Source organism: Bacillus sp. JJ1566, assembly GCF_036962685.1.
Classification (GTDB): domain Bacteria; phylum Bacillota; class Bacilli; order Bacillales; family Bacillaceae_L; genus Ferdinandcohnia.
The window spans coordinates 133,392-155,538 of the sequence record NZ_JBALOP010000003.1 but is presented as its reverse complement, the minus strand read 5'-3'; the positions used below and the strand labels follow the sequence as shown (position 1 = coordinate 155,538).

General features: G+C 38.2%; 22 protein-coding genes. 20 read left to right on the top strand and 2 right to left on the bottom strand.

Going from position 1 to position 22,147, the window contains the following annotated elements; all coding sequences use genetic code 11:
- The first annotated feature begins 34 nt into the window (after positions 1–34).
- From V7112_RS03105 to V7112_RS03065, 9 genes are all read left to right on the top strand, one after another.
- The gene (locus V7112_RS03105; RefSeq protein WP_335415279.1) at positions 35–757 is read left to right on the top strand and encodes a FadR/GntR family transcriptional regulator; all 723 of its coding nucleotides are present in this window, start codon (positions 35–37) and stop codon (positions 755–757) included.
- 96 nt (positions 758–853) lie between these two features.
- On the top strand, positions 854–1,573 hold the full coding sequence (locus tag V7112_RS03100) for a (Fe-S)-binding protein (RefSeq protein ID WP_335415276.1): 720 nt from the start codon (positions 854–856) through the stop codon (positions 1,571–1,573).
- 14 nt (positions 1,574–1,587) lie between these two features.
- A complete protein-coding gene (locus tag V7112_RS03095; RefSeq protein WP_335415274.1) occupies positions 1,588–3,012 on the top strand; it encodes a LutB/LldF family L-lactate oxidation iron-sulfur protein in 1,425 nt (474 codons plus the stop codon).
- A gap of 2 nt (positions 3,013–3,014) precedes the next feature.
- Complete coding sequence (locus V7112_RS03090; protein WP_335415271.1) at positions 3,015–3,731, top strand: LutC/YkgG family protein; 717 nt, start codon at positions 3,015–3,017, stop codon at positions 3,729–3,731.
- A 298-nt stretch (positions 3,732–4,029) separates the two neighbouring features.
- Complete coding sequence (locus V7112_RS03085; protein WP_335415268.1) at positions 4,030–5,766, top strand: sensor histidine kinase; 1,737 nt, start codon at positions 4,030–4,032, stop codon at positions 5,764–5,766.
- Position 5,767: 1 nt separating this feature from the next.
- A complete protein-coding gene (locus V7112_RS03080) occupies positions 5,768–6,499 on the top strand; it encodes a LytR/AlgR family response regulator transcription factor (protein ID WP_335415265.1) in 732 nt (243 codons plus the stop codon).
- A gap of 160 nt (positions 6,500–6,659) precedes the next feature.
- Positions 6,660–8,111, top strand: coding sequence for a carbon starvation CstA family protein (locus V7112_RS03075; RefSeq protein ID WP_335415262.1), 1,452 nt, complete (start codon positions 6,660–6,662; stop codon positions 8,109–8,111).
- 324 nt (positions 8,112–8,435) lie between these two features.
- The gene (locus V7112_RS03070) at positions 8,436–8,732 is read left to right on the top strand and encodes a HesB/YadR/YfhF family protein (protein ID WP_335415260.1); all 297 of its coding nucleotides are present in this window, start codon (positions 8,436–8,438) and stop codon (positions 8,730–8,732) included.
- A gap of 108 nt (positions 8,733–8,840) precedes the next feature.
- A complete protein-coding gene (locus tag V7112_RS03065) occupies positions 8,841–10,067 on the top strand; it encodes a DUF438 domain-containing protein (RefSeq protein ID WP_335415258.1) in 1,227 nt (408 codons plus the stop codon).
- 68 nt (positions 10,068–10,135) lie between these two features.
- Here the strand turns inward: V7112_RS03065 and V7112_RS03060 are convergent, their stop codons facing one another.
- The gene (locus V7112_RS03060) at positions 10,136–10,339 is read right to left on the bottom strand and encodes a hypothetical protein (protein WP_335415254.1); all 204 of its coding nucleotides are present in this window, start codon (positions 10,337–10,339) and stop codon (positions 10,136–10,138) included.
- A gap of 424 nt (positions 10,340–10,763) precedes the next feature.
- Between V7112_RS03060 and V7112_RS03055 the strand changes: the two genes are divergently transcribed.
- The 9 genes from V7112_RS03055 (at position 10,764) to V7112_RS03015 (ending at position 19,662) form a co-directional block, all read left to right on the top strand.
- Positions 10,764–11,468 carry a response regulator transcription factor gene (locus tag V7112_RS03055; RefSeq protein ID WP_335415251.1) on the top strand — a complete coding sequence of 235 codons (705 nt, stop codon included), beginning with the start codon at positions 10,764–10,766 and terminating at the stop codon, positions 11,466–11,468.
- Positions 11,465–12,823, top strand: coding sequence for a sensor histidine kinase (locus V7112_RS03050; RefSeq protein ID WP_335415248.1), 1,359 nt, complete (start codon positions 11,465–11,467; stop codon positions 12,821–12,823). The genes V7112_RS03055 and V7112_RS03050 overlap by 4 nt, the downstream gene beginning before the upstream one ends.
- Positions 12,824–12,943: 120 nt before the next feature.
- On the top strand, positions 12,944–13,666 hold the full coding sequence (locus V7112_RS03045; RefSeq protein ID WP_335415245.1) for a PepSY domain-containing protein: 723 nt from the start codon (positions 12,944–12,946) through the stop codon (positions 13,664–13,666).
- Positions 13,667–13,774: 108 nt separating this feature from the next.
- Positions 13,775–14,299: a PepSY domain-containing protein gene (locus tag V7112_RS03040; protein ID WP_335415243.1), complete on the top strand. Its 525-nt coding sequence runs from the start codon at positions 13,775–13,777 to the stop codon at positions 14,297–14,299.
- Positions 14,300–14,455: 156 nt separating this feature from the next.
- Positions 14,456–14,872 carry a DUF1284 domain-containing protein gene (locus tag V7112_RS03035; protein ID WP_335415240.1) on the top strand — a complete coding sequence of 139 codons (417 nt, stop codon included), beginning with the start codon at positions 14,456–14,458 and terminating at the stop codon, positions 14,870–14,872.
- A 363-nt stretch (positions 14,873–15,235) separates the two neighbouring features.
- Positions 15,236–16,171: an SDR family NAD(P)-dependent oxidoreductase gene (locus tag V7112_RS03030; protein ID WP_335415238.1), complete on the top strand. Its 936-nt coding sequence runs from the start codon at positions 15,236–15,238 to the stop codon at positions 16,169–16,171.
- Positions 16,172–16,352: 181 nt separating this feature from the next.
- Positions 16,353–18,677, top strand: a complete 2,325-nt coding sequence (gene helD / locus V7112_RS03025) for an RNA polymerase recycling motor HelD (protein ID WP_335415236.1) — start codon at positions 16,353–16,355, stop codon at positions 18,675–18,677.
- Positions 18,678–18,882: 205 nt separating this feature from the next.
- Positions 18,883–19,026: a hypothetical protein gene (locus tag V7112_RS03020; RefSeq protein WP_335415234.1), complete on the top strand. Its 144-nt coding sequence runs from the start codon at positions 18,883–18,885 to the stop codon at positions 19,024–19,026.
- A 78-nt stretch (positions 19,027–19,104) separates the two neighbouring features.
- A complete protein-coding gene (locus tag V7112_RS03015) occupies positions 19,105–19,662 on the top strand; it encodes a DNA-3-methyladenine glycosylase I (RefSeq protein ID WP_335415231.1) in 558 nt (185 codons plus the stop codon).
- 37 nt (positions 19,663–19,699) lie between these two features.
- On the opposite strand, the gene V7112_RS03010 is transcribed toward V7112_RS03015, so the two are convergent.
- Positions 19,700–19,837, bottom strand: a complete 138-nt coding sequence (locus V7112_RS03010) for a hypothetical protein (RefSeq protein ID WP_335415227.1) — start codon at positions 19,835–19,837, stop codon at positions 19,700–19,702.
- A 117-nt stretch (positions 19,838–19,954) separates the two neighbouring features.
- Between V7112_RS03010 and proC the strand changes: the two genes are divergently transcribed.
- Together proC and V7112_RS03000 are read left to right on the top strand one after the other, a co-directional pair.
- Positions 19,955–20,794 carry a pyrroline-5-carboxylate reductase gene (gene proC, locus V7112_RS03005; RefSeq protein ID WP_335415224.1) on the top strand — a complete coding sequence of 280 codons (840 nt, stop codon included), beginning with the start codon at positions 19,955–19,957 and terminating at the stop codon, positions 20,792–20,794.
- Between the two features lie 380 nt (positions 20,795–21,174).
- Positions 21,175–22,101, top strand: a complete 927-nt coding sequence (locus V7112_RS03000) for a VanW family protein (RefSeq protein WP_335415221.1) — start codon at positions 21,175–21,177, stop codon at positions 22,099–22,101.
- The last annotated feature ends 46 nt before the right edge of the window (positions 22,102–22,147 follow it).

Genomic DNA, 22,147 nt, shown 5'->3' with positions numbered 1-22,147 from the left:
AATCATAATGAATTCATATGACGGAGGTCCATCAATGGAATACAAAAAAATCAAACCGAAAAAAATCTATGAAGAGGTTGCGGATACTTTACAAGAGGCGATTCGGTCTGGCGAGTTAACCCCTGGAACAAAGCTTGAGTCCGTTCAACAGCTAGCGGAAAGCTTTCAAGTCGGACGTTCTGCCATCCGTGAAGCATTAACGGCACTAAAAGCGATGGGCTTAATCGAAATGCGCCAAGGCGAAGGAACATACGTAAAGGAATTTCAAGCAGAAAATCTTGCATTCCCTTTAGCTTCAGCGATGTTAATGAATCAACAGGATGTTATGCACCTTCTCGAAGTACGAAAAATCATTGAAACTGGGGCAGCGGCAACCGCAGCGAAAAAACATAATCCCGAAAACATTTTAAAGATGGAAACAGCACTAAATGGGATGAAGGTAGCTTTAGGAAACGAAGAAATAGGAGAAACCTCTGATCTGCAGTTCCATCTTGCCATATCAGAAGCTACCCAAAATCCAATGTTGACGAATTTATTATTACACGTTTCTGACCTTATGCAAGAAACGATGAAGGAAACAAGAAGAATCACTTTATTTTCAAAAGAAAAAACAACAGAGCGATTATACAATGAACATCTTGCCATCTATGAAGCGATTGTATCAGGAAATGAAGAAGCTGCCCGAAGCACAATGCTCACACATCTTACTAATGTTGAGGAAACCTTAGGGAATTTTTTTAAGGAAGCTCTAAAATAGTCTTTAATCACAAGGAAAAAAGTAGTAGTATAGTTTTTAATAATATGGTCATCAGATGACCTGTTTACTTGTTTTATTCAAGGGGGAAAAACAAAAATGAAGGTCACTTTATTTGCCACCTGTCTTGTTGATATGTTTCAAACAAATGTGGGGAAAGCGACAGTTGAGCTACTAGAACATCTTGGCTGTGAAGTGGAGTTTCCAGAAGGTCAGGTTTGCTGCGGACAGCCTGCCTATAATAGTGGATATGTCGAAGAAACAAAAAAAGCCATGAAAAAAATGATGGAAACCTTTGAAAAGGCGGAGTACATTGTATGCCCGTCAGGCTCTTGTGCGAATATGTTTCACGAATACAAGGATATTTTTAAGGGAGATCCAATTTGGGAACCAAGAGCAATTGAACTTGCGAAGAAAACATATGAATTAACGCAATTCATTGTCGAAGTTTTAGGAATGACAGATGTTGGTTCAACTTTTAAAGGGAAGGTTACCTACCATACATCCTGTCATATGACGCGACTATTAGGTGTGAAAGAACCACCTATTAACCTATTAAAAAATATTGACGGTGTTGAATATGTAGAGCTTCCAGGCAAGGAAAATTGCTGTGGGTTTGGTGGAACCTTCTCGGTGAAAATGGGGCAAATCTCTGAGAAAATGGTGGATGAAAAAGTCCAATGCGTTGAAACAACGGAAGCCGACTATCTCATTGGAGCAGATGGAGGTTGCCTCATGAATATTGGCGGAAGAATCAACCGCCTTGGAAAACAGATTAAAGTCTTGCATATTGCTGAAGTATTAAACTATCGAAAATAAAGGAGGGGAGAAAAGTGGCATTAAAAACTAGCAATGAAAAATTTAAGACACGTGTTGAAAAGGAAGTTCAAAACGACTTCATGAGAGGGGCGGTATCAAAAGCCCAGGAAACGATTCAAGGAAGAAAGCAAACGGTTACGGATGAATTGGGAAATTGGGAGGAATGGCGTAACCACGGGGAAGAAATCCGTCAGCACGTTCTCGAAAATTTAGATTATTACCTTTATCAATTAAGTGAGCAGGTTTCAAGCCGAGGCGGGCATGTATTCTTTGCCCAAACCGCTGAAGAAGCAAGTACATACATTAGTGACCTCGCGAAAAAGAAGGAAGCAAAAAACATTGTTAAAGCAAAATCGATGGTGACTGAAGAAATCAGTCTAAATCCAAAGCTTGAGGAAGCGGGTTGCCGAGTCATCGAAACCGACCTTGGCGAATACATCCTGCAAATGGATGACCACGATCCCCCATCCCATATCGTTGTACCGGCCTTGCATAAAAACAAAGAACAAATTCGCGATGTATTTGCGAATAAAATGGACTATAAGAATTCGGAAAAGCCTGAAGAACTTGCTTTATTTGCAAGAGAGTCATTGCGACAAGAGTTTTTACAAGCTGACATGGGGATTACGGGATGTAACTTCGCGGTTGCAGAGACAGGCTCGATTACTCTCGTAACCAATGAAGGAAATGCCGATCTTGTCGCTGCGCTTCCGAAAACACAGGTCGTTGTAATGGGAATGGAGCGTCTCGTTCCAACCTTCGAAGAAATGGAAGTTCTAGTTGGAATGTTAACAAGAAGTGCAGTCGGTCAAAAATTAACAAGCTATATCACGACATTAACAGGTCCTCGTGAGGAAGGCGATGTCGATGGACCAGAGGATTTCCACCTTGTTATCGTCGATAATGGACGTTCAAATATTCTTGGTACGGAATTCCAATCCGTTTTACAATGTATTCGCTGTGCTGCTTGTATTAATGTTTGTCCAGTATATCGCCATGTTGGCGGTCATTCCTATGGATCGATTTATCCAGGTCCAATTGGGGTTGTATTAACGCCATTGCTCGGAGGCTATGATGATCACAAGGAATTACCATATGCATCAACCCTTTGTGGCGCTTGTACAGATGTTTGTCCAGTTAAAATTCCACTTCATCAGTTAATTCATAAACATCGCGAGGTCATCGTGGAAAGGGAAGGCCGTGCGCCTATCTCAGAAAAACTATTAATGAAGGCATTTGGTTTCGGAGCCTCTTCACCATCTCTTTACCAAATGGGTTCAAAACTCGCGCCAACGTTAACTAAGCCAATTACTCATGGTGATAAAATCACAAAGGGAGTCGGTATGCTAAAAGAATGGACCGATGTACGCGACTTACCTGCACCAAATAAAGAAAGATTTAGAGATTGGTTTAAAAACCGAGAAAAAGGAGGCGAATAGTAATGAAAGGAAACATCCAAAACCGCGATGCCTTCCTCGACCAAATTGCGAAACAGCTTGGTCGTGAGCGAAAAACAGCGTTAGCACCACCAGTTTGGAAGCATAACCCACAGGAAGTCGTGTTAAAGGATGCATCCGTGGATGAGTTAGTCGAAATTTTAAAGCTTCAATGTACAAAAATTCATACTGAACTCATCACAACATCAAAATCAAAGCTACCGGAAGACTTAGAGAAAAAAATAAAAGAATTCGGAAGTGGTCCAATCATCACGTGGAAGGATAAACGCTTCGAACAATTTGGTCTTAAATCTTTATTAAACGAAAAGCTTCCTTCTGAACAAGTAGAAGTATTTGAATGGAATCCTAACTTAGGAAAAGAAAACATCACAAAAGCAGAACAAGCGAATATCGGGATGACGATTAGCGAAATCACATTAGCGGAATCAGGTACAGTTGTGCTATATAGTGGTCCAAATCGTGGAAGAACCATCAGCTTCCTGCCAACCCACTCAATCGTAATTGTCCCAAAAAGCACGATTGTCCCGCGGATGACCCAAGCGGCGAAACTTATCCGCGAAAAAGTGAAAAAGGGTGAACAGGTTCCTTCGGCTATCAACTTCATAACAGGACCAAGTAACTCTGCTGATATTGAATTGAACCTTGTAGTGGGGGTTCATGGACCGGTGAAGGCGACTTATATTTTGGTGGAGGATTTGTAATATACACCTTGAACCGTGATATAGTTCTTTTTACTTTTCTAAAAAAAATAAGACTATTATAATTCAACCCAAAAATATAAAAAGCCCTTCATCCCCTTTGAAGGGCTTTTCCCATAAAATTCTACCAAACTATCAATCTATCACTTTTAAAAATCTATCCAGAACTCTCTAAATATTGTTACAATAGAGGCATAGTAGAAGGTACAGGGGACAGGTTCATGTCACAAAATTCCACTAATGGTGGGACGAGGGACCTGTCCCCATGACCCACACATTGTCTCAAAAAAGGAGCATGTCTATGTTCGAACTATTAATTACAATGTTAGAGCGCCTAGGCATTATTGTTGCGATCGCTTTTATTTTAACGAGATTGAAATTCTTCAGAGGGATGATGTACCAGGATGAACTTAATCGGTGGCAAAAGCTCGTGGCAATTATATTCTTTGGCTTTTTTGGAATTATTGGTACGTATACGGGACTTAGCCTTAATACAGAAAGCCTCCAATTTAACCGATGGGCATCTGGTTTAACTTCTGACGAAGCTTTAGCAAATTCACGCGTTATTGGTGTAGTGTTAGCAGGTCTATTAGGTGGCTACAAGGTTGGTTTAGGTGCGGGGCTAATTGCTGGAATTCATCGCTTTACGCTTGGTGGGTTTACTGCTTTTTCCTGTGGTTTCGCCTCCATTATCGCAGGCTTTATATCAGGTTACTTTTATAAGAAAAACAAGCATGTGAAACTGAGTTCCGCCTTTTTAATTGCAGCCTCAGCAGAAGCGCTTCAAATGCTAGTCATTTTGCTGTTTTCACGCCCTTTTGAAAAAGCGTGGGCTTTAGTTGAAATCATTGGGGTTCCAATGATAGTTGCAAATGGACTTGGCTGTGCTTTATTCCTCATGATTATTAAGAGTGTAATCAATGAGGGAGAGCGAGTCGGTGCGGTCCAGGCACAAAAAACCCTACGGATTGCAGATAAGACACTTGCGTATTTACGAAATGGGTTAAACCGTGAAACGGCACAAGCGGTTTGTCATATTATTCAGGATGAGATCCAAGCAAAGGCTGTTTCAATGACAAACACACATGAAATACTTGCCCATATTGGCCTTGGACATGACCATCATCGTACGCAAATGTCAATCCAAACGCAAATTACAATGGATGTTATTCAGAACGGGAAAATTGTAATCGCTAACAAGAAGATGATTCAATGTCGTTATGAGGACTGCCCACTTGGTGCAGCTGTAATCGCTCCATTGAAACGTAGAGAAGAAACCATCGGGACGCTTAAATTCTACTTTCGTTCTGAAAAAGAAATAACACCTGTAGTCACGGAGCTTATTTCAGGTTTGAGCTCCCTTTTAAGTAATCAGCTCGAAATTGCGGAAGCTGATAAAGCGTTTCAACTAGCAAAAGAAGCAGAAATCAAGGTGCTTCAAGCCCAAATTAGTCCGCATTTTCTTTTTAACACCCTGAACACAATTCTTTCTTTAATAAGAAGAGACCCAACAAAAGCGAGGAAACTACTCGTTTCCCTGTCCCATTTCTTACGTCAAAACCTATCTGTTACAACACAAAATATAACAACCTTGGAGCAGGAGCTAAGGCAGGTGAAGGCCTATTTGGAAATAGAGGGAACAAGATTTGTAGATAAATTAAAGGTGTTTTATAAGGTTGAGGAAGCTGCTTTATTTCAGCTTATCCCACCACTTACCCTCCAGCCGATTGTTGAAAATGCAATCAAGCATGGGATGAAGAATCGAGATGGGGATTTCCATGTGATTATTTCGATTCAAAAAGAGAAAGACTGTGTTTACGTAAAAGTTGAAGATAATGGAAAGGGAATGAAGGAAGAACGTGCTAGGGAAATTTGCATTACTCCAATCAAATCAGAAAAAGGCAGTGGTGTTGCATTGTATAATGTTAATAGAAGGCTTACAATGCTGTTCGGTGAAAAATCCGCTTTAGCCATTAAAAGTGAAGAAAATAAAGGAACGGAGATTGCTTTTTCAATTCCACTATCGGAGGCTATTTAAAATGGAAGCAAAAATCAAAACCCTTATTGTCGATGATGAACTATATAGTCGTGATGAACTATCTCATCTATTGGAGACCAATCCAACCATTCAAATAGTTGGAGAAGCTGATTCAGGTGAGTCTGCGATTTTAAAGGCAATCCAACTCCAACCAGATGTTGTCTTTTTAGATGTTGAAATGCCTAAGGTTAATGGGATGGACGCTGCAAAAGCCCTGTTGGAATTGAAAAAGCAGCCACTGATTGTGTTTGCAACGGCCTACCCGGAGTTTGCTGTGGAAGCATTTCGTTTTAATGCGATCGACTACTTATTAAAACCCTTTGATGAAGACCAACTTGAGGAAACGGTCAAGCGAATTGTAAAACACCTTCATACACCGGAGGAAAAGGAAAAAGGTAAACATACGGGGAAATTGGCCGTTGATTCAAGCGGTGAGATTATCTATCTTGATCCAATGGACATTTTATATATTGTGAGAGATGAAAAGCTTACAAAGCTTGTGACACAATTGGGGGAGTATGACTCAAAAACACAACTTAAAGATTTGGAAAGCAGGCTCGAATCATTCGGTTTCTTCCGGATTCATAAAAGCTTCCTCGTTAATTTAAAATATGTCACAAGACTTACCCCGTGGTTTAACGGTGCTTATCAATTAGAAATCGAAGGAAGGGAAGAACAGCTTTCAGTAAGTAGAAATTATGTAAAAGCGTTAAGAGCTGAATTGGAAATCTAAAAATGAAAGGTAGAAATTTTGCGTTTTAGTTCACAAAATTGACACGTTATCGTCAAATTGCTACCTTTTAATCTTATAACCTTCTAGAACTCTATTTATCTACTATAATGAATGTAAACGCATTCATATTTTTAATAAAGGAAAAAAAGGGGGAAATAAGATGATTACATTTTTAGTGAGTATAGTTTTGTTAGTCGTCGGATACTTTACGTATGGTAAATACATTGAAAAAGTATTCGGTGTGAAGGAAGAACGCGCTACTCCAGCTTATGTAGATGCTGACGGTGTAGACTATATCCCAATGAGTACAAAGAAAAATTCATTAATTCAGCTGTTAAATATAGCGGGTACTGGACCTGTATTCGGCCCAATCATGGGGGCGCTTTACGGACCGGTCGCTTTCATTTGGATCGTTGTTGGATGTATATTCGCTGGAGCGGTTCATGACTATTTAACTGGAATGATTTCGATTCGAAACAAAGGAGCTCACTTACCAGAGCTTGCAACAAAGTTTTTAGGGAAAGCAATGAAACACGTAGTTAATGCTTTTGCTGTTTTGCTTTTACTATTAGTTGGAACTGTTTTCGTTGTAACTCCAGCGGACCTCTTATATTTATTAATGAACGGAAAAGTGGCTATCGGAATTTTAATCGCGGTTATTTTCATCTACTACATCTTAGCTACTTTACTACCAGTTGATAAAATTATCGGTCGTCTATATCCATACTTTGGAGCAGTTCTTTTAATCAGTGCTGTTGGGGTTGGAGGTGGATTAATCGTTAAAGGTGCACCAATTCCAGAACTTTCATTAACAAATTTCCATCCTGATGGATTATCAATATTCCCATTATTATTCTTTACGATCACTTGTGGTGCTTTGTCTGGATTCCATGCAACTCAAACACCTATCATTTCACGTACTACACAAAAAGAAAGCCAAGGACGTAAAATTTTCTACGGTATGATGATTGCTGAAGGTATCATCGCAATGATCTGGGCAGCAGCAGCAATGAGCTTATTTGATGGCTACGGTGGCTTACAAGAACTTCTTAAGGCTGGTGGACCAGGAGCTATCGTTAGTGAAGTCTCTACGATGATGCTTGGTGCTATCGGTGGAACACTTGCAGTATTAGGAGTTATCGTATTACCAATCACTTCCGGTGATACTGCATTCCGTAGTGCACGTATGATTATTGCTGATTATTTAAAAATGGCTCAAAAGTCAATGCCAAGTCGTCTATGGATTGCTGTCCCATTATTCGCTATCTCAATTGTTCTTACTCAAATCGATTTCAACATACTTTGGAGATACTTTAGCTGGGCGAACCAAGCAACAGCTGTTATTGCCTTATTCGTAGGTGCTATGTATCTATACATCGCGAAAAAGAATTACTGGATTTCACTAGTTCCAGGAACTTTCATGCTATGCTTGGTAATCACGTATATCTTGAATGCTCAAATCGGTTTCCGATTACCGATGGATATTGCATGGTACGGTGGATTTTGTGGAACTGCCTTGTTACTAGTGTTATTCTTCCGTCAAGCAAATAAAGCACGAGCAGCAAATCTTCCTTTGGAAGTAGATATTTCTTCCTATAAGAAGGTATCCTGATGGGATGCTGCAGTCCTGAATATCGAAAGGTAGTAGAAGCCAAGGAGCAGAAGGTCAATCAAAATAGCAATGACAAAGTTCCCGTTTGGGGAAAGATCGTGAGCGTGGGTATTATCGTTGGAGCCACAATTGCCTTCGTCCTCTTATAAGTTGATAAAAAAAATGCACGCAGTCTTCAGATTGCGTGCATTTTTTAATTGAGTTTGAGAAACATTTCACAAATTAGTTGGTATCTTATTCACGAAAACTTTAGTAGTATTGAGTTAATAAAGTCCAAAATTTTCGCGTACAATATCAGAAGGACGCCCAGGGAGGTTCATACATATGGAAATGACAATAAGCGACGCAGCATTAAAATGGTTTAAAGAAGATATAAGTGTAAAAACAGGAGATACGGTTCGATTCTATCCGATGTTTTACGGAACTAGCCCCGTACAAGAAAAGTATTCACTCGCCTTTTCAACACATGACGAACCCATCCAAATTCACACAAGTCATAAGATTGATGATATCGAGTTTTATGTAGAAGAGGATGACATCTGGTTCTTCAATGGCCATAACCTCATCGTCGACTATAATCCAGATAAAGATGAATTAGAGTACCAATATCCAAAACCGTAGGCTCACAATATGTGAGTCTTTCTTTTTTTATGTGATTCGTATCACGAACCTTTTCCTCAATCTATGTTAATTTCATCATAACAGCATAGTTTGAAAGGAGAAATTTACGTGAGTGAACTTATTAATAACCGAGAACAAAATAAAATGAGTGATATTGAGAGAGAAGCCATCATAAAACAAAGCTTTAAGGATTTACATAATGGGAAATCAGTAGAAGAGATTAAATCCCATTTAGCAAATAAAGTTGGTTATATTACGATAGGAGAAATCTCCAGACTACAGCAAGTATTGGTGGAAGAAGAGAACATCCCAGCAGGTGACGCAACAGAAATTTGTTTACAGCATCGGGAGATTTTTAAAGATTTAATTGAAGAAACTCTGGCTAGTCATCCAGAAGAGCAACCTGGGCACCCCGTGCATACATTTAAGCTTGAAAATAGGGAACTTGAAAAGCTAGTAAACGGTAAAGTAAAAAAACATTTGGAGTTATTTGAAGTGGATGATCATCATGAAAATCGACTGAAATTACTTGAGGATTGTAATCTTTTACTGGATATCAGAAAGCATTATGAACGAAAAGAACAGCTCCTGTTTCCATATTTAGAGCAGTACGGAATTTATGGACCAACAAATATGATGTGGAAAATTGATGATTTTATTGTTGATGCGATAAAAGATGCAAAACGTTTGCTTACTGATTATGATGGAGATAAACAGGCTGTTATAGAGGTTATTACTTTTGTTGTTGATCAAGTTGATGAAATGATCTATCGAGAGGAAAATATTCTCTTCCCAATGTCAATGAATAATCTAACAGAAGACGAATGGCTGAAAATTGCCCGTGAGAGTGATGAAATTGGATTTTGTTTGATTTCACCTGAAGATTGGAAACCTGAGCGAAATGTAATCGGTGATGAACAAATTTCAACTAAAGGGTTTATTAAGATGGAGACAGGTATCTTATCCTTAAAACAACTTGAATTACTTTTAAATCACTTGCCAGTTGATATTACGTTTATTGATAAGGATGATGTCGTCCGTTATTTCAGCAAGGGAAAAGAGCGTATTTTTGCAAGGACAAAAGCAGTTATTGGGAGAACGGTTCAAAACTGTCACCCACCAAGAAGTGTTCACGTGGTCGAAGAATTACTCGAAGATTTCAAATCAGGTAAAAAAGATACAGAAGATTTCTGGATCAAAGTAAAAGGTAAATACGTGTATATCCGATACTTTGCCGTACGGGATGAGGCAGGGGAGTATATCGGAACGATGGAATTCTCCCAAAATATCGCTCCAATCCAGGAAATTGAAGGAGAAAAACGAATTTTATCATAGAGTTGAAGAAAAATGCTGATACTTTGGTGTCAGTGTTTTTTATTAGGTAAAAAACGGGTTATGAAAAATCATCCACAAAAACAAAAAGAACCATCATTTCCACCTTCGAATGATTGGTTCTTATGTTTCGTACGGTATAAGTGATCCTTTTTCGTTTTTGTCATTCTTGTTTGCATATCCGTTAATGCAAATGGGCTTCTCCCGTTTTCCGGATTTCTCTTTCCTTCTCGAACAAGCCTCTCGCGCGTTTTCCTAGCGTTTGATTTAGCCATCTTCAATCACCTCTTCAAAATTTTTACATCTTAAGTATACATGGTTTATGTGTACACTTCCATCACGAATTTTTCAGTGTATATGGGCAAATTCCCTAAACGAAAAGTCAGCTACTTGAATAGGATATAAACGATAATTAATTTGGGAGGTGTCGGTTTTGGCCGATAACAAAGAACAGGAATCACGTGAAGAGCAGGAAGTTCAACGAATGGATGCGTGGGAATTCTTTTGGGGAAGAAGACCAAGATCTGAAGAGGAAGAAATTGAAGAAGAATAGATTCTTATGAAGTACCAATCACCATAGATAAAAAGAACTGTGATGATTGGTACTTTTCTTTTAGTGTAGGAGATACCAGTATTAGGGTAAAATGGTGATAGCGAGCAATAACTAGATTTATATATAGAAATGAGGGCTGGGTGGAGATGCAGAAACAACGTATTTTAATTGTGGAAGACGAAGAGAAGATTGCACGGGTATTGGAGCTAGAATTGACATATGAAGGTTATGAAACTGGAAAAGCATACGATGGGAATTCAGGGCTGGAAAAGTTCTTAGATGAAACATGGGAATTAGTTTTACTAGATGTCATGTTACCGGGCATCAGCGGAATTGAGGTACTAAGGCGGATTCGCGCAGCAAATGCAACAACACCGGTCATTCTTTTAACTGCAAAAGACTCTGTCGAGGACAAGGTGTCTGGCCTTGACTTAGGAGCAAATGATTATGTGACAAAGCCTTTTCAAATTGAAGAATTGCTGGCACGTATCCGAGTTGCACTTCGCAACAATCGTAATCAGGGAACATCTGGAGAAGACCAAGTTAATGACTGGTTAAGTATAGGGGACCTAAAACTTAATGAAAGTACTTATGAAGTAATACGTAATAATGATCCGATTGAATTGACGCCTCGTGAATTCGATTTACTTGCTTATTTAATGAAACATCCACGCCAGGTGTTAAATAGGGAGCAATTATTAAATGCAGTTTGGGGCTATGACTACTACGGTGACACAAATATAGTTGATGTGTATATCCGATATTTACGAAATAAAATGGATAAGCCATATGACCTGCCATTGATCCACACAGTACGTGGTGTAGGCTATGTGATGAAGGAAACGAAATGAAGTTACGAAAAAAGATTAATTTATTCACGGCTGCTGTGTTTATCGTCTTGCTTGTTTTGATCAATATTGCTTCCTATTTTACATTTAGTCACATGATGTTTAACAGTGAATTGGATCGTACTGAAGCCGAGGCAGAACGTGCTATGAACGGTATATCTAAAGCAGGTAGTTCAGTATCTGCTGGGGCTTTACTACGTACATATCTCCCCATAGATGGAATGATGCAAGTAGTACGACCAGATGGAAGTACAGTGGCTCAGGCAGTCGTACCAGAACAACAGGATTTGGAGAACTTTCCAACAACCTATCATAAAACGAAACAACGAGAAATCATTGATTTTAATGGGGCTCCACATGCATTCGTGTCATATCCAATTATTTGGTTGAATGGGGAGATAGCGGAGCTTCAGGTGATTGAAAACCTCTCGCCGACAGCAACTAACTTAAAAACATTAAGTCTTGTTTTACTTGCTGTCACGTTGATTGCAACCATTCCGGTTCTAGTTTCAACAAGGCTATTAAGTAACGTTATTACTCAGCCAATTACGACCATGACCCAGACGATGCGAGAAATTCGAAGAAGCGGACAATATAAAAGAATCGAATTATCAAAGGAATCAAAAGATGAATTGTATGAAATGGGACAAACCTTCAATAAAATGATGGATTTATTAGAAGTGAACTATGAGAAACAGGAGAATTTTGTCTCAAATGCTTCTCATGAGTTAAAAACACCATTAACCGTAATTGACTCATATGCTAGCCTTTTAAAACGAAGAGGACAAGCTGACCCAATACTTTTTCATGAAGCGGTGGATGCGATTCAGTCTGAAGCTGTCCATATGCGTGAATTAACTCAACAGCTTCTACTACTAGCAAAGCATGATGAACAGTGGAAGCTTCACATTGAAACTATACCTCTTATCCAACTTGTCGAAGAGTCCGTTGGGTCTTTTCGTGAGGCGTACAAACGTGAAATTTCGGTTGTTGCGGAGAAAGAAATCGATGTAAGAACAGATAAACAAAAGCTTAAGCAAATTTTATATATACTTTTGGAAAATGCCCTAAAGTACAGTGAAAAACCTGTGATAGTTGTAATCGGCCGGGAAAGAAAAAGGCCGACCATTAAAATCATTGATCAGGGAGTTGGAATCCCTAAAGAGGATTTGGAAAAGGTGTTTGACCGTTTTTATCGAGTGGATAAGGCAAGAGCAAGGAAAACAGGTGGCTACGGATTGGGACTTTCGCTGGCAAAGGAATTGGCAGAGGCGATTCGTGCAAAAATTCAATTCGACAGTATAGAAGGGGAAGGAACTACAGCCAATATTCTCCTTACCGATGAGGCTTCTCATTAATTTCTCATAAAAATTAGGTATAGTAGTTACAAATGTATGTTCAAAAAGAGGGTGAAATTCGATGTGTCATTTTCAGCCGACTTTTGAACTTCCTCTCAAAGAAATGATGGAGTGAGTGCAATGAGAAAAAGGACCCTTCGAAATAGTCTATTTGCTGTAGCGGGCATCTTGATTGCAGCAATTATCATTTGGCAGCTGACAAAAACGTTTACGTCTGCAGAGCCATTGTCAGAAAGTGATGCCATTAACCTCGTGGAAAAAATGTATAGCGGAAAAAATACAAACGCGAGCCGAAAAGGCGATGTTTATAAAATTAAGTTTGAAATTGATTCCGGAATTTATGAAATTGACGTTCACCGAAAAACAGGTGATATCTCAAATTTAACAAAGGTTTCTCAGGAAGCTTTGGAAAAGACAGAGTCTGAGATCCGGGATATTTTAGAAAAAGATCAAGCTGGAGAAATCAAAACAATCGAAAAGAAAGTCGAACAAGAACAAACCTATTATTATGCGACCGTCATTAAGGGAGATACAGAAGCGACTTATAAATTACAGGCAAAATCAGGTGAAATTGTTGATGTTGTCCAGAATATGAAGCAGCCACAGAATCCAACAGAACCAAAGTCAACTACACCAAATCCGACTGTCCAACAGATTACAGAAAAACAGGCGATTGATCTGGCCTTACAGCATGTAGAAGGTGTAGTTGATGAGGTTGAATTTGAAGAAGAAAACGGGCAATATTATTACTTTGTCGAAGTGGAAACAAACCAGGGAGAAGAAAAAATCGTACAAATTCATCCGATCTCAGGTGAGGTCATCACGATTGTTTTAGAGGACTAATTCTTAGAAAAACTCATTTGATTCTCATCAATTTCTCATTTTATTATCTGAGTTTCCTCATTTTCATTGTCTAAGATAAAGATAGTTCAAATAAAGGAGGAAACAAAAATGAAGAAAAAACTAGTAGTACTTGGAGTTGTTGGAGCAGTTGTATTAGGAGGAGCAGTAGGAGTCGGTGCGTTTTCAAAAGAAGCTCAGGTTCCATTGTCAAAAGCACAGGAAATTGCTACACAAGAGGTAAAAGGTAAAAAAATCAAAGAGGTTGAGCTAGAGCATGAGAATGGAGAGCTTGTTTACGAAGTGGAGCTTGAAGGTACACATGATGACGAGGCTGAGGTTGTAATCAATGCAACTACTGGTAAAATCGTTAAAGTAGAAGATGATCGTGATGATGATGATGACGATCGAGTTACTTCTGAGGTTGATACAACTTCAGTTAAAATCTCTAAGGAAGAAGCAGTGGCTATAGCGACAAAGGATACTCCCGGTAAAATCACGGAAATCGAATTAGACGATGACGGCTATTATGAAATTGAAATGAAGCATGAAGGAAATGAAGTTGAATTGAAAATATCAGCAGTAGACGGAACAATTTTGAAAAAAGAAATTGATGACGCTGATGACCAAGATTAATATTTTGAAAAAAAGAGGCCAGGACGAATCCTGACCTCTTTTTTAATTACACCGTAAAATACAAGTTTTTTGGTTTCAATGATATTAATTATGAGATAGAATATATGTAAACTTATAGTTTTGTATGGTTAACAAAAAGGGGGAGGGGGGACTATTATGTACAAACTGCGCGGTCATCATTTATTTTGCCTTTTAGGCTACCGAGGAATGGGCTATTCACAGGAATACGTAGAAAATATGACGATTGTCCATCAAACCCTTAGAAAGAACCCTATGACACTTGTTCAGATTATAAATGGCCCGGATCATTTATGTGAAAAATACCCAAACAATGGTAAATACCACTGCCAAAACATCTCTATCTATGATAGGGATGCTATGATTCTAGAAAAAATGGGACTGCGAGTCGGACAAATTTTAAGATGGAAGGACATCGAATCGCGAGTTCAGAAGCATGTCATCCCATCAGATATTCAAACAGTGTGTGAATCGTGCTCATGGCGTGCCTATGGCGTTTGCGAAGAAGGGGTAAAAGACATTCTCGATGGAAAAGGGTTACGAGAGGTAAATTAAGCTAAGAAAAGATGCCTTTAAGGGCATTTTTTTCATTTACAGGAATGAAACCTTGGATTAAGCTTTGGGTGATTACATAAATCTAACTTTATTTCAGCAGAAGTCTCTACTTCTGCTGAAATAAAGTAAAGCCTCCGGCGGATGCCATGATTTTTTAAAGGAAGTATTTCGATCAATTAAGATCAAAGACTAAGTACGCCACTTCCTGTGGCAACGTCTTTATGACCCACTTCCTGTGGGAAAAAAAAATCGGGCGCAAATACGCCAAGGCGCATTTGATCTTGTTTTCCCAAGGGGAAGGATTTATTTTTTTTGTATATTATTGACCACTGGTTAATAAATTAATAAGGGGAGGGAATTTTTATGAAAAAGGCTTTAGTATTAGGTGCTACAGGTGGTATGGGGTATGCAATTGTCGAAGAGTTAGTTGAAAGAGGGATTGAAGTAATTGCTTTTGCAAGAACCAAGGAAAAATTAGATAAGCTTTTTAACAACAGAAAAAAAGTAGAAATCATGAAGGGAGATGTGTTTCATAAGACAGATCTAATAAATGCGGCGAAAGATGTTGATGTTATTTTTCATGCGGTTAATATCCCTTATAGCGAATGGTATGAAAAGCAACCAACATTAATGAGAAATGTTGTCGAAGCGGCTGAATCAGCAAATTGCAAGCTTGCAATCGTTGATAATATTTACGCTTACGGTCGCGGAAATGGAAGTAAAGTCAATGAAGAATTTCCAAAAGAACCTCATACTAAAAAAGGGAAAATACGGGTAGAGCTTGGCCAAATAGCATTCCAAGCAAATATTCCAGTTCTTATCGCACACTTTCCTGATTTTTACGGACCAAACGCAGAAAATGCCATGTTGACCTACACATTTAATAAGGTGATTCAAAATAAAAAAGGGATGTTTGTTGGGGATAAACAAAATGCTCGGGAATATATTTATACACCTGATGGGGCGAAAGCAATTATCGAGCTTGCCTTACATGATAAGGCATATGGGCAAAGCTGGAACATTCCAGCAGCAGGAGTGATTTCAGGAGAAAGAATTTTAAATATAGTACGCAGTCATTTAGATTATCAAAAATCCGTTTCAACCGTAACTAAGGGGATGATTCGATTTTTAGGTGTTTTTGATAAACAAATGAAAGAGGTTGTAGAGATGCTGTATTTAACGGAAGATCCAGTAGTGTTAGATGGATCAAAATATGAGCAGGAAATTGGTCCTCTACCTGCAACACCTTATGAAGAAGGAATTAAAGGAACATTGGATTATATGAGGGAAAATAGCTAAAAGACATTGAAAAAGACAGAACAACATGGTAAGATATCATTGTTCTGTCTTTTTTTTGAATTGTGTAAGTAAATGCGTTCAATATACCCTATTATAAGTTTACAACAAGTTATAATGATTGTCAACTTTTATTATTTTAATAGGTAGAGACAGAAGTTCACGTATACGAGGAGTGGTGTTCATGGAGGAGCAAAATACAGACTGGATTCAGGAACAAGACAGACTTGAAGATGTGTTGAAGGTTATTGAAAGTAAGAAAACAGCCATCGATTCGAAGGTGGGAGGCTTTAAAAGTGAAATTGTCGATCTTCGAAAAGCGTTTTGGGAAGATGTAACTGTCAACCTTGATGAACCTGATGACGTCATTGAAACATTTCAAAGTATAAAACAGCAGTCCGAGCTATTAGGTGAACGTGAAAGAAATCATCGCCAGATTTATAAGCAGATAAAAATCCTTGAAAGACTGAAGGAATCCCCTTATTTTGGTCGATTTGACTTTGACGAAAATGGGGAAACAGGCGAAGAAAAAATATATATTGGAATTGCATCATTATTGGATGAGAACGAAGAAGATTTTTTAATCTTTGACTGGAGAGCACCAATCTCAAGCATGTACTACGATTTTTATCCGGGCCCAGCAAAGTATGAAACCCATTTTGAAACAATCGAAGGGGAAATGTCATTAAAACGGCAATTCATTATAAAAAATGGCAAGCTGAAAAGCATGTTTGATACAGGGGTTACAATCGGGGACGAGATGCTCCAAGAGGTACTTGGCAATAATGCCAATACACAAATGAAAAGCATCGTTGCAACGATTCAACGTGAGCAGAATAAAATCATCCGAAATGAAAAAAGCCGTTATTTAATTGTACAGGGTGTTGCTGGTTCAGGAAAAACATCAGCTGCCTTACAGCGGGTTGCCTATTTACTATATCGTTATCGTGAACAGCTAAGCTCAAATAATATTATGCTTTTTTCACCGAATCCCCTTTTTAATAGCTATGTTGCGACGGTATTACCTGAGCTTGGGGAAGAAAATATGCAACAATCAACCTTTCAGGAATATGTCGAACATCGGTTAGGGGGAATTTTTGATGTAGAAGATCCATTTTCACAAATGGAATACTTATTAACAGAGATGGATCAACCCGATTTTGATGTAAGACTCAAAGCTATTCACGTCAAAGCGAATCTAGAATTCATGGCACTCATTGATTCATATGTAAAAAAACTTGAAAATCAAGGTCTTCTTTTTAAAGACATTGTGTTTAAAAAGAAAAAAATGATTTCAAAGGAATTGATTGGGGAGTATTTCTATTCATTAGATTCAGCCATTACAATTCCGAATCGATTGATGAAGGTCACAGAGTGGCTGATGAAAGAAGTAATCAAATTCGAGCGTAAAGAACGTAAAAAAGATTGGGTTCTTCAGGAAGCTGAACTGATGGATAAGGAGGACCATCTTGAAATCTTTAAACAACTACAGAAAAAACAGGAGTTCTCCGAAGATACTTTTAATGATTATGAGCGTGAGGAAAAACTAATAGTAAAAGAAATTGTCAGAAAGCATTTTAAACCAATAAAAGTAGCCATCAAAAAGCTTGAATATCTTGATCGTAAAGGAATCTATAAGCAATTATTTTTAAAAACGAAAGAGCAAAAGATAACAGGAAATTGGAGTGAAATTTGTTCATATACAATTGAAAAATTGGAACAAAACAGCTTGAATTATGAGGATGCTACTCCATTTCTATATTTACAAGATTTAATTGAGGGAAAAAAGTCAAATACAAGCATTCGCCAATTGTTCATCGATGAGGCTCAGGATTATTCACCATTCCAATTTGAATATTTGAAGCAGCTGTTTCCAAATTGTCGCATGACCATACTTGGAGACTATAATCAAGCAATCTATGCACATTCCTTGAATGCACCAACATTGCTATCTCCTGAGCTTTATGAGAAAGATAAATCTGAACTCATTCAATTGAAGAAAAGCTATCGTTCTACAAAGGAGATTGTTGATTTTTCAAAAGGTGTTGTATTTGGTGGGAGTGAAATTGAGCCATTTAACCGTTCTGGGGGGCTTCCATTATTCAAAGAAGTGAAGACGAGAGAGGAACTTAATAAAGAAGTCCTAACAAAAATAAAGGAACTTCAGGAAAAGGGACATGAAACGATTGCGTTGATTTGTAAAACGGAAGTAGAGAGCAAGGAAGCTTTCAATGCGTTGAGGAATGAAATACCTATTCGTCTAATGAATCAGGAAACGTATCATTTCGATAAAGGTATTCTCGTATTGCCAACATATTTAGCAAAAGGAATCGAGTTTGATGCAGTTGTTATTTATAACGCCTCAAATGAAGTGTACGGAAGAGAATATGAGCGAAAGCTTTTTTATACAGCCTGTACACGGGCAATGCATGAACTCCAGCTATTTTCAGTTGGGCAAAGAAGCTTTTTCTTTGATGGAATTGATAAGGATAAATATATAGAAGTGTAATAAACGAGTCAGCAAACGCTGGCTCTTTATTTTTGTCCAGCTGCAGTTCCTGGCCCCTTGAGGTCAAATAACCTGTGGCAGAAGTTAGTCGATGTTCCTTTTTAAGGCGCTTCACATTTCGAATTTGGATATTATTAACTTGAAAAAACTCCTTGAGAATGGATAAAAATAAGAAAAAACATTAATCATTTTGGAGGTAAAATAGATGACAACAAATTGCTTTTATTGCCAAGATGCTTTCGAAAAAGAAAGATTTCACTATGTTGCATTTGTGAATGTAGATGGGGAGCGCGAAGAAACATTATGTAAAGAATGCTATCAGGAATGGCTAGCTGAGATGAGGGATTAACGGAAATAAGATGAGGCTCCTTTATTCCCCGCACTTTGTTATAATTTTCTTATCTAGTTTGAAAAAGGTGGGAGAGTTTTGAAAAGATGTGGCTGGGTGAATGAGGATCCTCTTTATATGGACTATCATGATCATGAATGGGGTGTCCCTGTACACGATGACCGTTTGCTCTTTGAGTATTTGAATTTAGAGGGTGCACAGGCAGGTCTTAGCTGGTACACCATTTTAAAAAAGCGAGAAAATTACCGCAAAGCCTTTGACAATTTTGATCCAGAAAAAATCATTTTATATGATGAAAAGAAAATAGAAGAACTTTTATCAAATGAAGGTATCGTCCGAAATCGGTTAAAAGTCAATGCGGTTGTCACAAATGCAATAGCGTTTTTTCGTGTTGTTGAAGAGTATGGAAGCTTTCATACATATATTTGGTCATTTGTTGAAGGAAAACCGATTAAAAATCATTTTAAAACCTTGGACGCCGTACCAGCGACAACGGAAATTAGTGACCGGTTAAGCAAGGATTTAAAAAAGCGCGGGTTTAAATTTGTTGGTTCAACGATTTGCTATGCATTTATGCAAGCAACTGGGATGGTAAATGACCATGTTGTAAGTTGCCATTGTTATAATCGTACATAAAACGAGGGGCTTCCATCATTGGAAAGCCCCTAATGAGTTACATGACGGGATTGTCATCATCTTCCTCTTCGTACAAATAAGCCATTTCTTGTTCCCTCGTAGTCAATGTGTTTGTGAGATCATGCCAACCCGTATATCCAAACACGGTGTCAAGGAGTCTTTCAAATCGTTGCATTGTTTTCACCTCTTTTTTTGGATTAGTTTGTCCGTTATGTTAAAAAGTATGTACATAAGCGCCTCAGTTTTTTTATCTTCATATTTTCTCTATAATAAAATAAAGAGGAGGTTCAACATGAACAGAAATATTGGCTTTATAGGGTGTGGAAAAATGGCTCAAGCGATGATCCAGGGAATGATTGCTTCTGAGGTCGCAGCTCCACATCAAATAATTGTGAGTGCAAAAACAAAGGAAACCCTTCAATTCGTGGAAAATACATATAAAATTAGAACAACGCTTAACAATAAAGAGGTTGCAGAACGTGCAGACTTTTTATTTTTAGCCGTTGAACCAGGTTTGTATGCCGAAGTAATCAACGAGGTTAAAGAACTTGTAAACGAAGAAACGATTATAATAACAATCGCTGCTGGGATCACTCTTGATTTTATTGAAAATCAGTTTGGACGACTAATGAAGACTGTACGATCAATGCCAAATACCCCTTCATTAGTTGGCGAAGGGATGAGTGTTCTTTCCGTCAACTCTAATGTGACGACTGAAAATCTATCTGAAATTATTCGACTGTTTGAAGGGTTTGGAAAGGCTGAGATTATTGATGAACAACTTATGGATGCCATTCCTGCAGTAAGTGGTTCGTCACCAGCTTATGCATATTTGTTTATCGAAGCGTTAGCAGATGGCGCTGTTATGCAGGGGATTCCCAGAAAACAAGCGTACAAGCTTGCCGCACAATCACTTTTAGGTGCAGCCAAAATGGTTTTAGAAACTGAAAAACACCCAGGCGAACTAAAGGATGATGTCTGCACCCCAGGAGGCTCAACCATCCAAGCAGTTGCAACCCTTGAAAAAGAAGGGTTCCGCACAAGCATCATCGCTGCTATGGAAAGCTGTACACAAAAATCAAAACAACTTTCCCAAGGGGACCAGGGGGACGGTTCTTGTGGTTCCAATTAACACAAAAACTGCAATCAATTGTTGGTTGATTGCAGTTTTTTTAGTTGATTCGTTCTTTATAAAGAATGTATAATAAAAATATGACAAATATTACAAAAAATAGTAACATATACAAGCTATCTCGCGTCTAATGAGGTGAAAAAGGTTTCCTTCATCTTTCGTAAAACTTCTACATTCACTATACAATCGCTTCTATCCTCCAATCATCTTAGTCTATATCCCATGTATGAGAAGGCAATTAAAGAACTTGAAGCAAATAGGAATATATTCTGTTTTCATAAATAAAATTCCTATGTGAGTTCTTTTGTTAACCATTTTTAATATTTGTAACATTGTCCACTAAAAGAAACAAAGACAATTAAACATTGGGAGAGAGTTAATTGAAGAAAACAACATTACCATTATTATTAGGTGTTTTATTAATGAGTGGGTGCAGTCTCATCGAGAAAAAAGAACCAGTGAGCGTGGAGCTTCATCAAGTTTCACCTATTGAAACGATTGAAACAAAGCAAGTACTTGACACACGTGAAATTTCCATTATTGATCCTCGTGATAATAGTGTCGTCGAAGTTCTGAATAGAGATGAGTTCCAAAATGAAGAAGAATTAAAAGCGAAAGCTACACAATTAGCTAGTGACTTAGCTGCTACAATAGACCGTCCTATGAAACCAGTAAAACTAAGCAGTAGTGGAGAATTACAGGGCGGGGAAAGCCGAATGATATTAAAAGAAGCTGAGCTAGTTACTAGAATACTAGATAATTCCATTTTTAATAAACAGGTCGTTCTGCCGATTGAGGAAACCAATCCAAATGTGACACAGGATCAAGTTCAGGGCATTAATGAAGTTGTCCTTGGAAGCTTTACAACCTATTTCAATCCATCTGTAACCGGAAGAAACTTTAATATTTCAAAGTCAGCAACTGAAGTTAACGATGTTGTGTTAGGACCTGGGGATCATTTTTCTTTTAACAATGTGGTTGGAAATGGGTCCAAGGAAAATGGATATGCGCTAGCGACTGTCATTATTAATAAGGAGTTTGTCCCTGGGTATGGGGGAGGAATATGCCAAACTTCAAGTACTCTTTATAATGCAGTTGCAAAGGCGGGCCTTGAAATCACTGAGCTTCACCATCATTCAAAACCTGTTGGATATGTTCCACTCGGGCACGATGCAACAGTTGCTTACCCATATTTGGACTTTAAATTTGCGAATAATCGTCCATATCCGGTTGTTTTGAAAACAATTGTAACCGCTAGTTCGATTCAAGTCGAAGTTCGTTCCGCAGCAAATTATGTATCTAATTAGATTGTCGTTAGGAGGTCAGCGCAGCTGGCCTTTTTTTGATATAATA

Bases quoted from the DNA above. Each gene is read 5' to 3' on its own strand.
- V7112_RS03105 (WP_335415279.1), top strand. From the start codon at position 35: ATGGAATACAAAAAAATCAAACCGAAAAAAATCTATGAAGAGGTTGCG.
- V7112_RS03100 (WP_335415276.1), top strand. From the start codon at position 854: ATGAAGGTCACTTTATTTGCCACCTGTCTTGTTGATATGTTTCAAACA.
- V7112_RS03090 (WP_335415271.1), top strand. From the start codon at position 3,015: ATGAAAGGAAACATCCAAAACCGCGATGCCTTCCTCGACCAAATTGCG.
- V7112_RS03085 (WP_335415268.1), top strand. From the start codon at position 4,030: ATGTTCGAACTATTAATTACAATGTTAGAGCGCCTAGGCATTATTGTT.
- V7112_RS03080 (WP_335415265.1), top strand. From the start codon at position 5,768: ATGGAAGCAAAAATCAAAACCCTTATTGTCGATGATGAACTATATAGT.
- V7112_RS03075 (WP_335415262.1), top strand. From the start codon at position 6,660: ATGATTACATTTTTAGTGAGTATAGTTTTGTTAGTCGTCGGATACTTT.
- V7112_RS03070 (WP_335415260.1), top strand. From the start codon at position 8,436: ATGGAAATGACAATAAGCGACGCAGCATTAAAATGGTTTAAAGAAGAT.
- V7112_RS03060 (WP_335415254.1), bottom strand. From the start codon at position 10,339: ATGGCTAAATCAAACGCTAGGAAAACGCGCGAGAGGCTTGTTCGAGAA.
- V7112_RS03055 (WP_335415251.1), top strand. From the start codon at position 10,764: ATGCAGAAACAACGTATTTTAATTGTGGAAGACGAAGAGAAGATTGCA.
- V7112_RS03050 (WP_335415248.1), top strand. From the start codon at position 11,465: ATGAAGTTACGAAAAAAGATTAATTTATTCACGGCTGCTGTGTTTATC.
- V7112_RS03045 (WP_335415245.1), top strand. From the start codon at position 12,944: ATGAGAAAAAGGACCCTTCGAAATAGTCTATTTGCTGTAGCGGGCATC.
- V7112_RS03040 (WP_335415243.1), top strand. From the start codon at position 13,775: ATGAAGAAAAAACTAGTAGTACTTGGAGTTGTTGGAGCAGTTGTATTA.
- V7112_RS03035 (WP_335415240.1), top strand. From the start codon at position 14,456: ATGTACAAACTGCGCGGTCATCATTTATTTTGCCTTTTAGGCTACCGA.
- V7112_RS03030 (WP_335415238.1), top strand. From the start codon at position 15,236: ATGAAAAAGGCTTTAGTATTAGGTGCTACAGGTGGTATGGGGTATGCA.
- helD (WP_335415236.1), top strand. From the start codon at position 16,353: ATGGAGGAGCAAAATACAGACTGGATTCAGGAACAAGACAGACTTGAA.
- V7112_RS03020 (WP_335415234.1), top strand. From the start codon at position 18,883: ATGACAACAAATTGCTTTTATTGCCAAGATGCTTTCGAAAAAGAAAGA.
- V7112_RS03010 (WP_335415227.1), bottom strand. From the start codon at position 19,837: ATGCAACGATTTGAAAGACTCCTTGACACCGTGTTTGGATATACGGGT.
- proC (WP_335415224.1), top strand. From the start codon at position 19,955: ATGAACAGAAATATTGGCTTTATAGGGTGTGGAAAAATGGCTCAAGCG.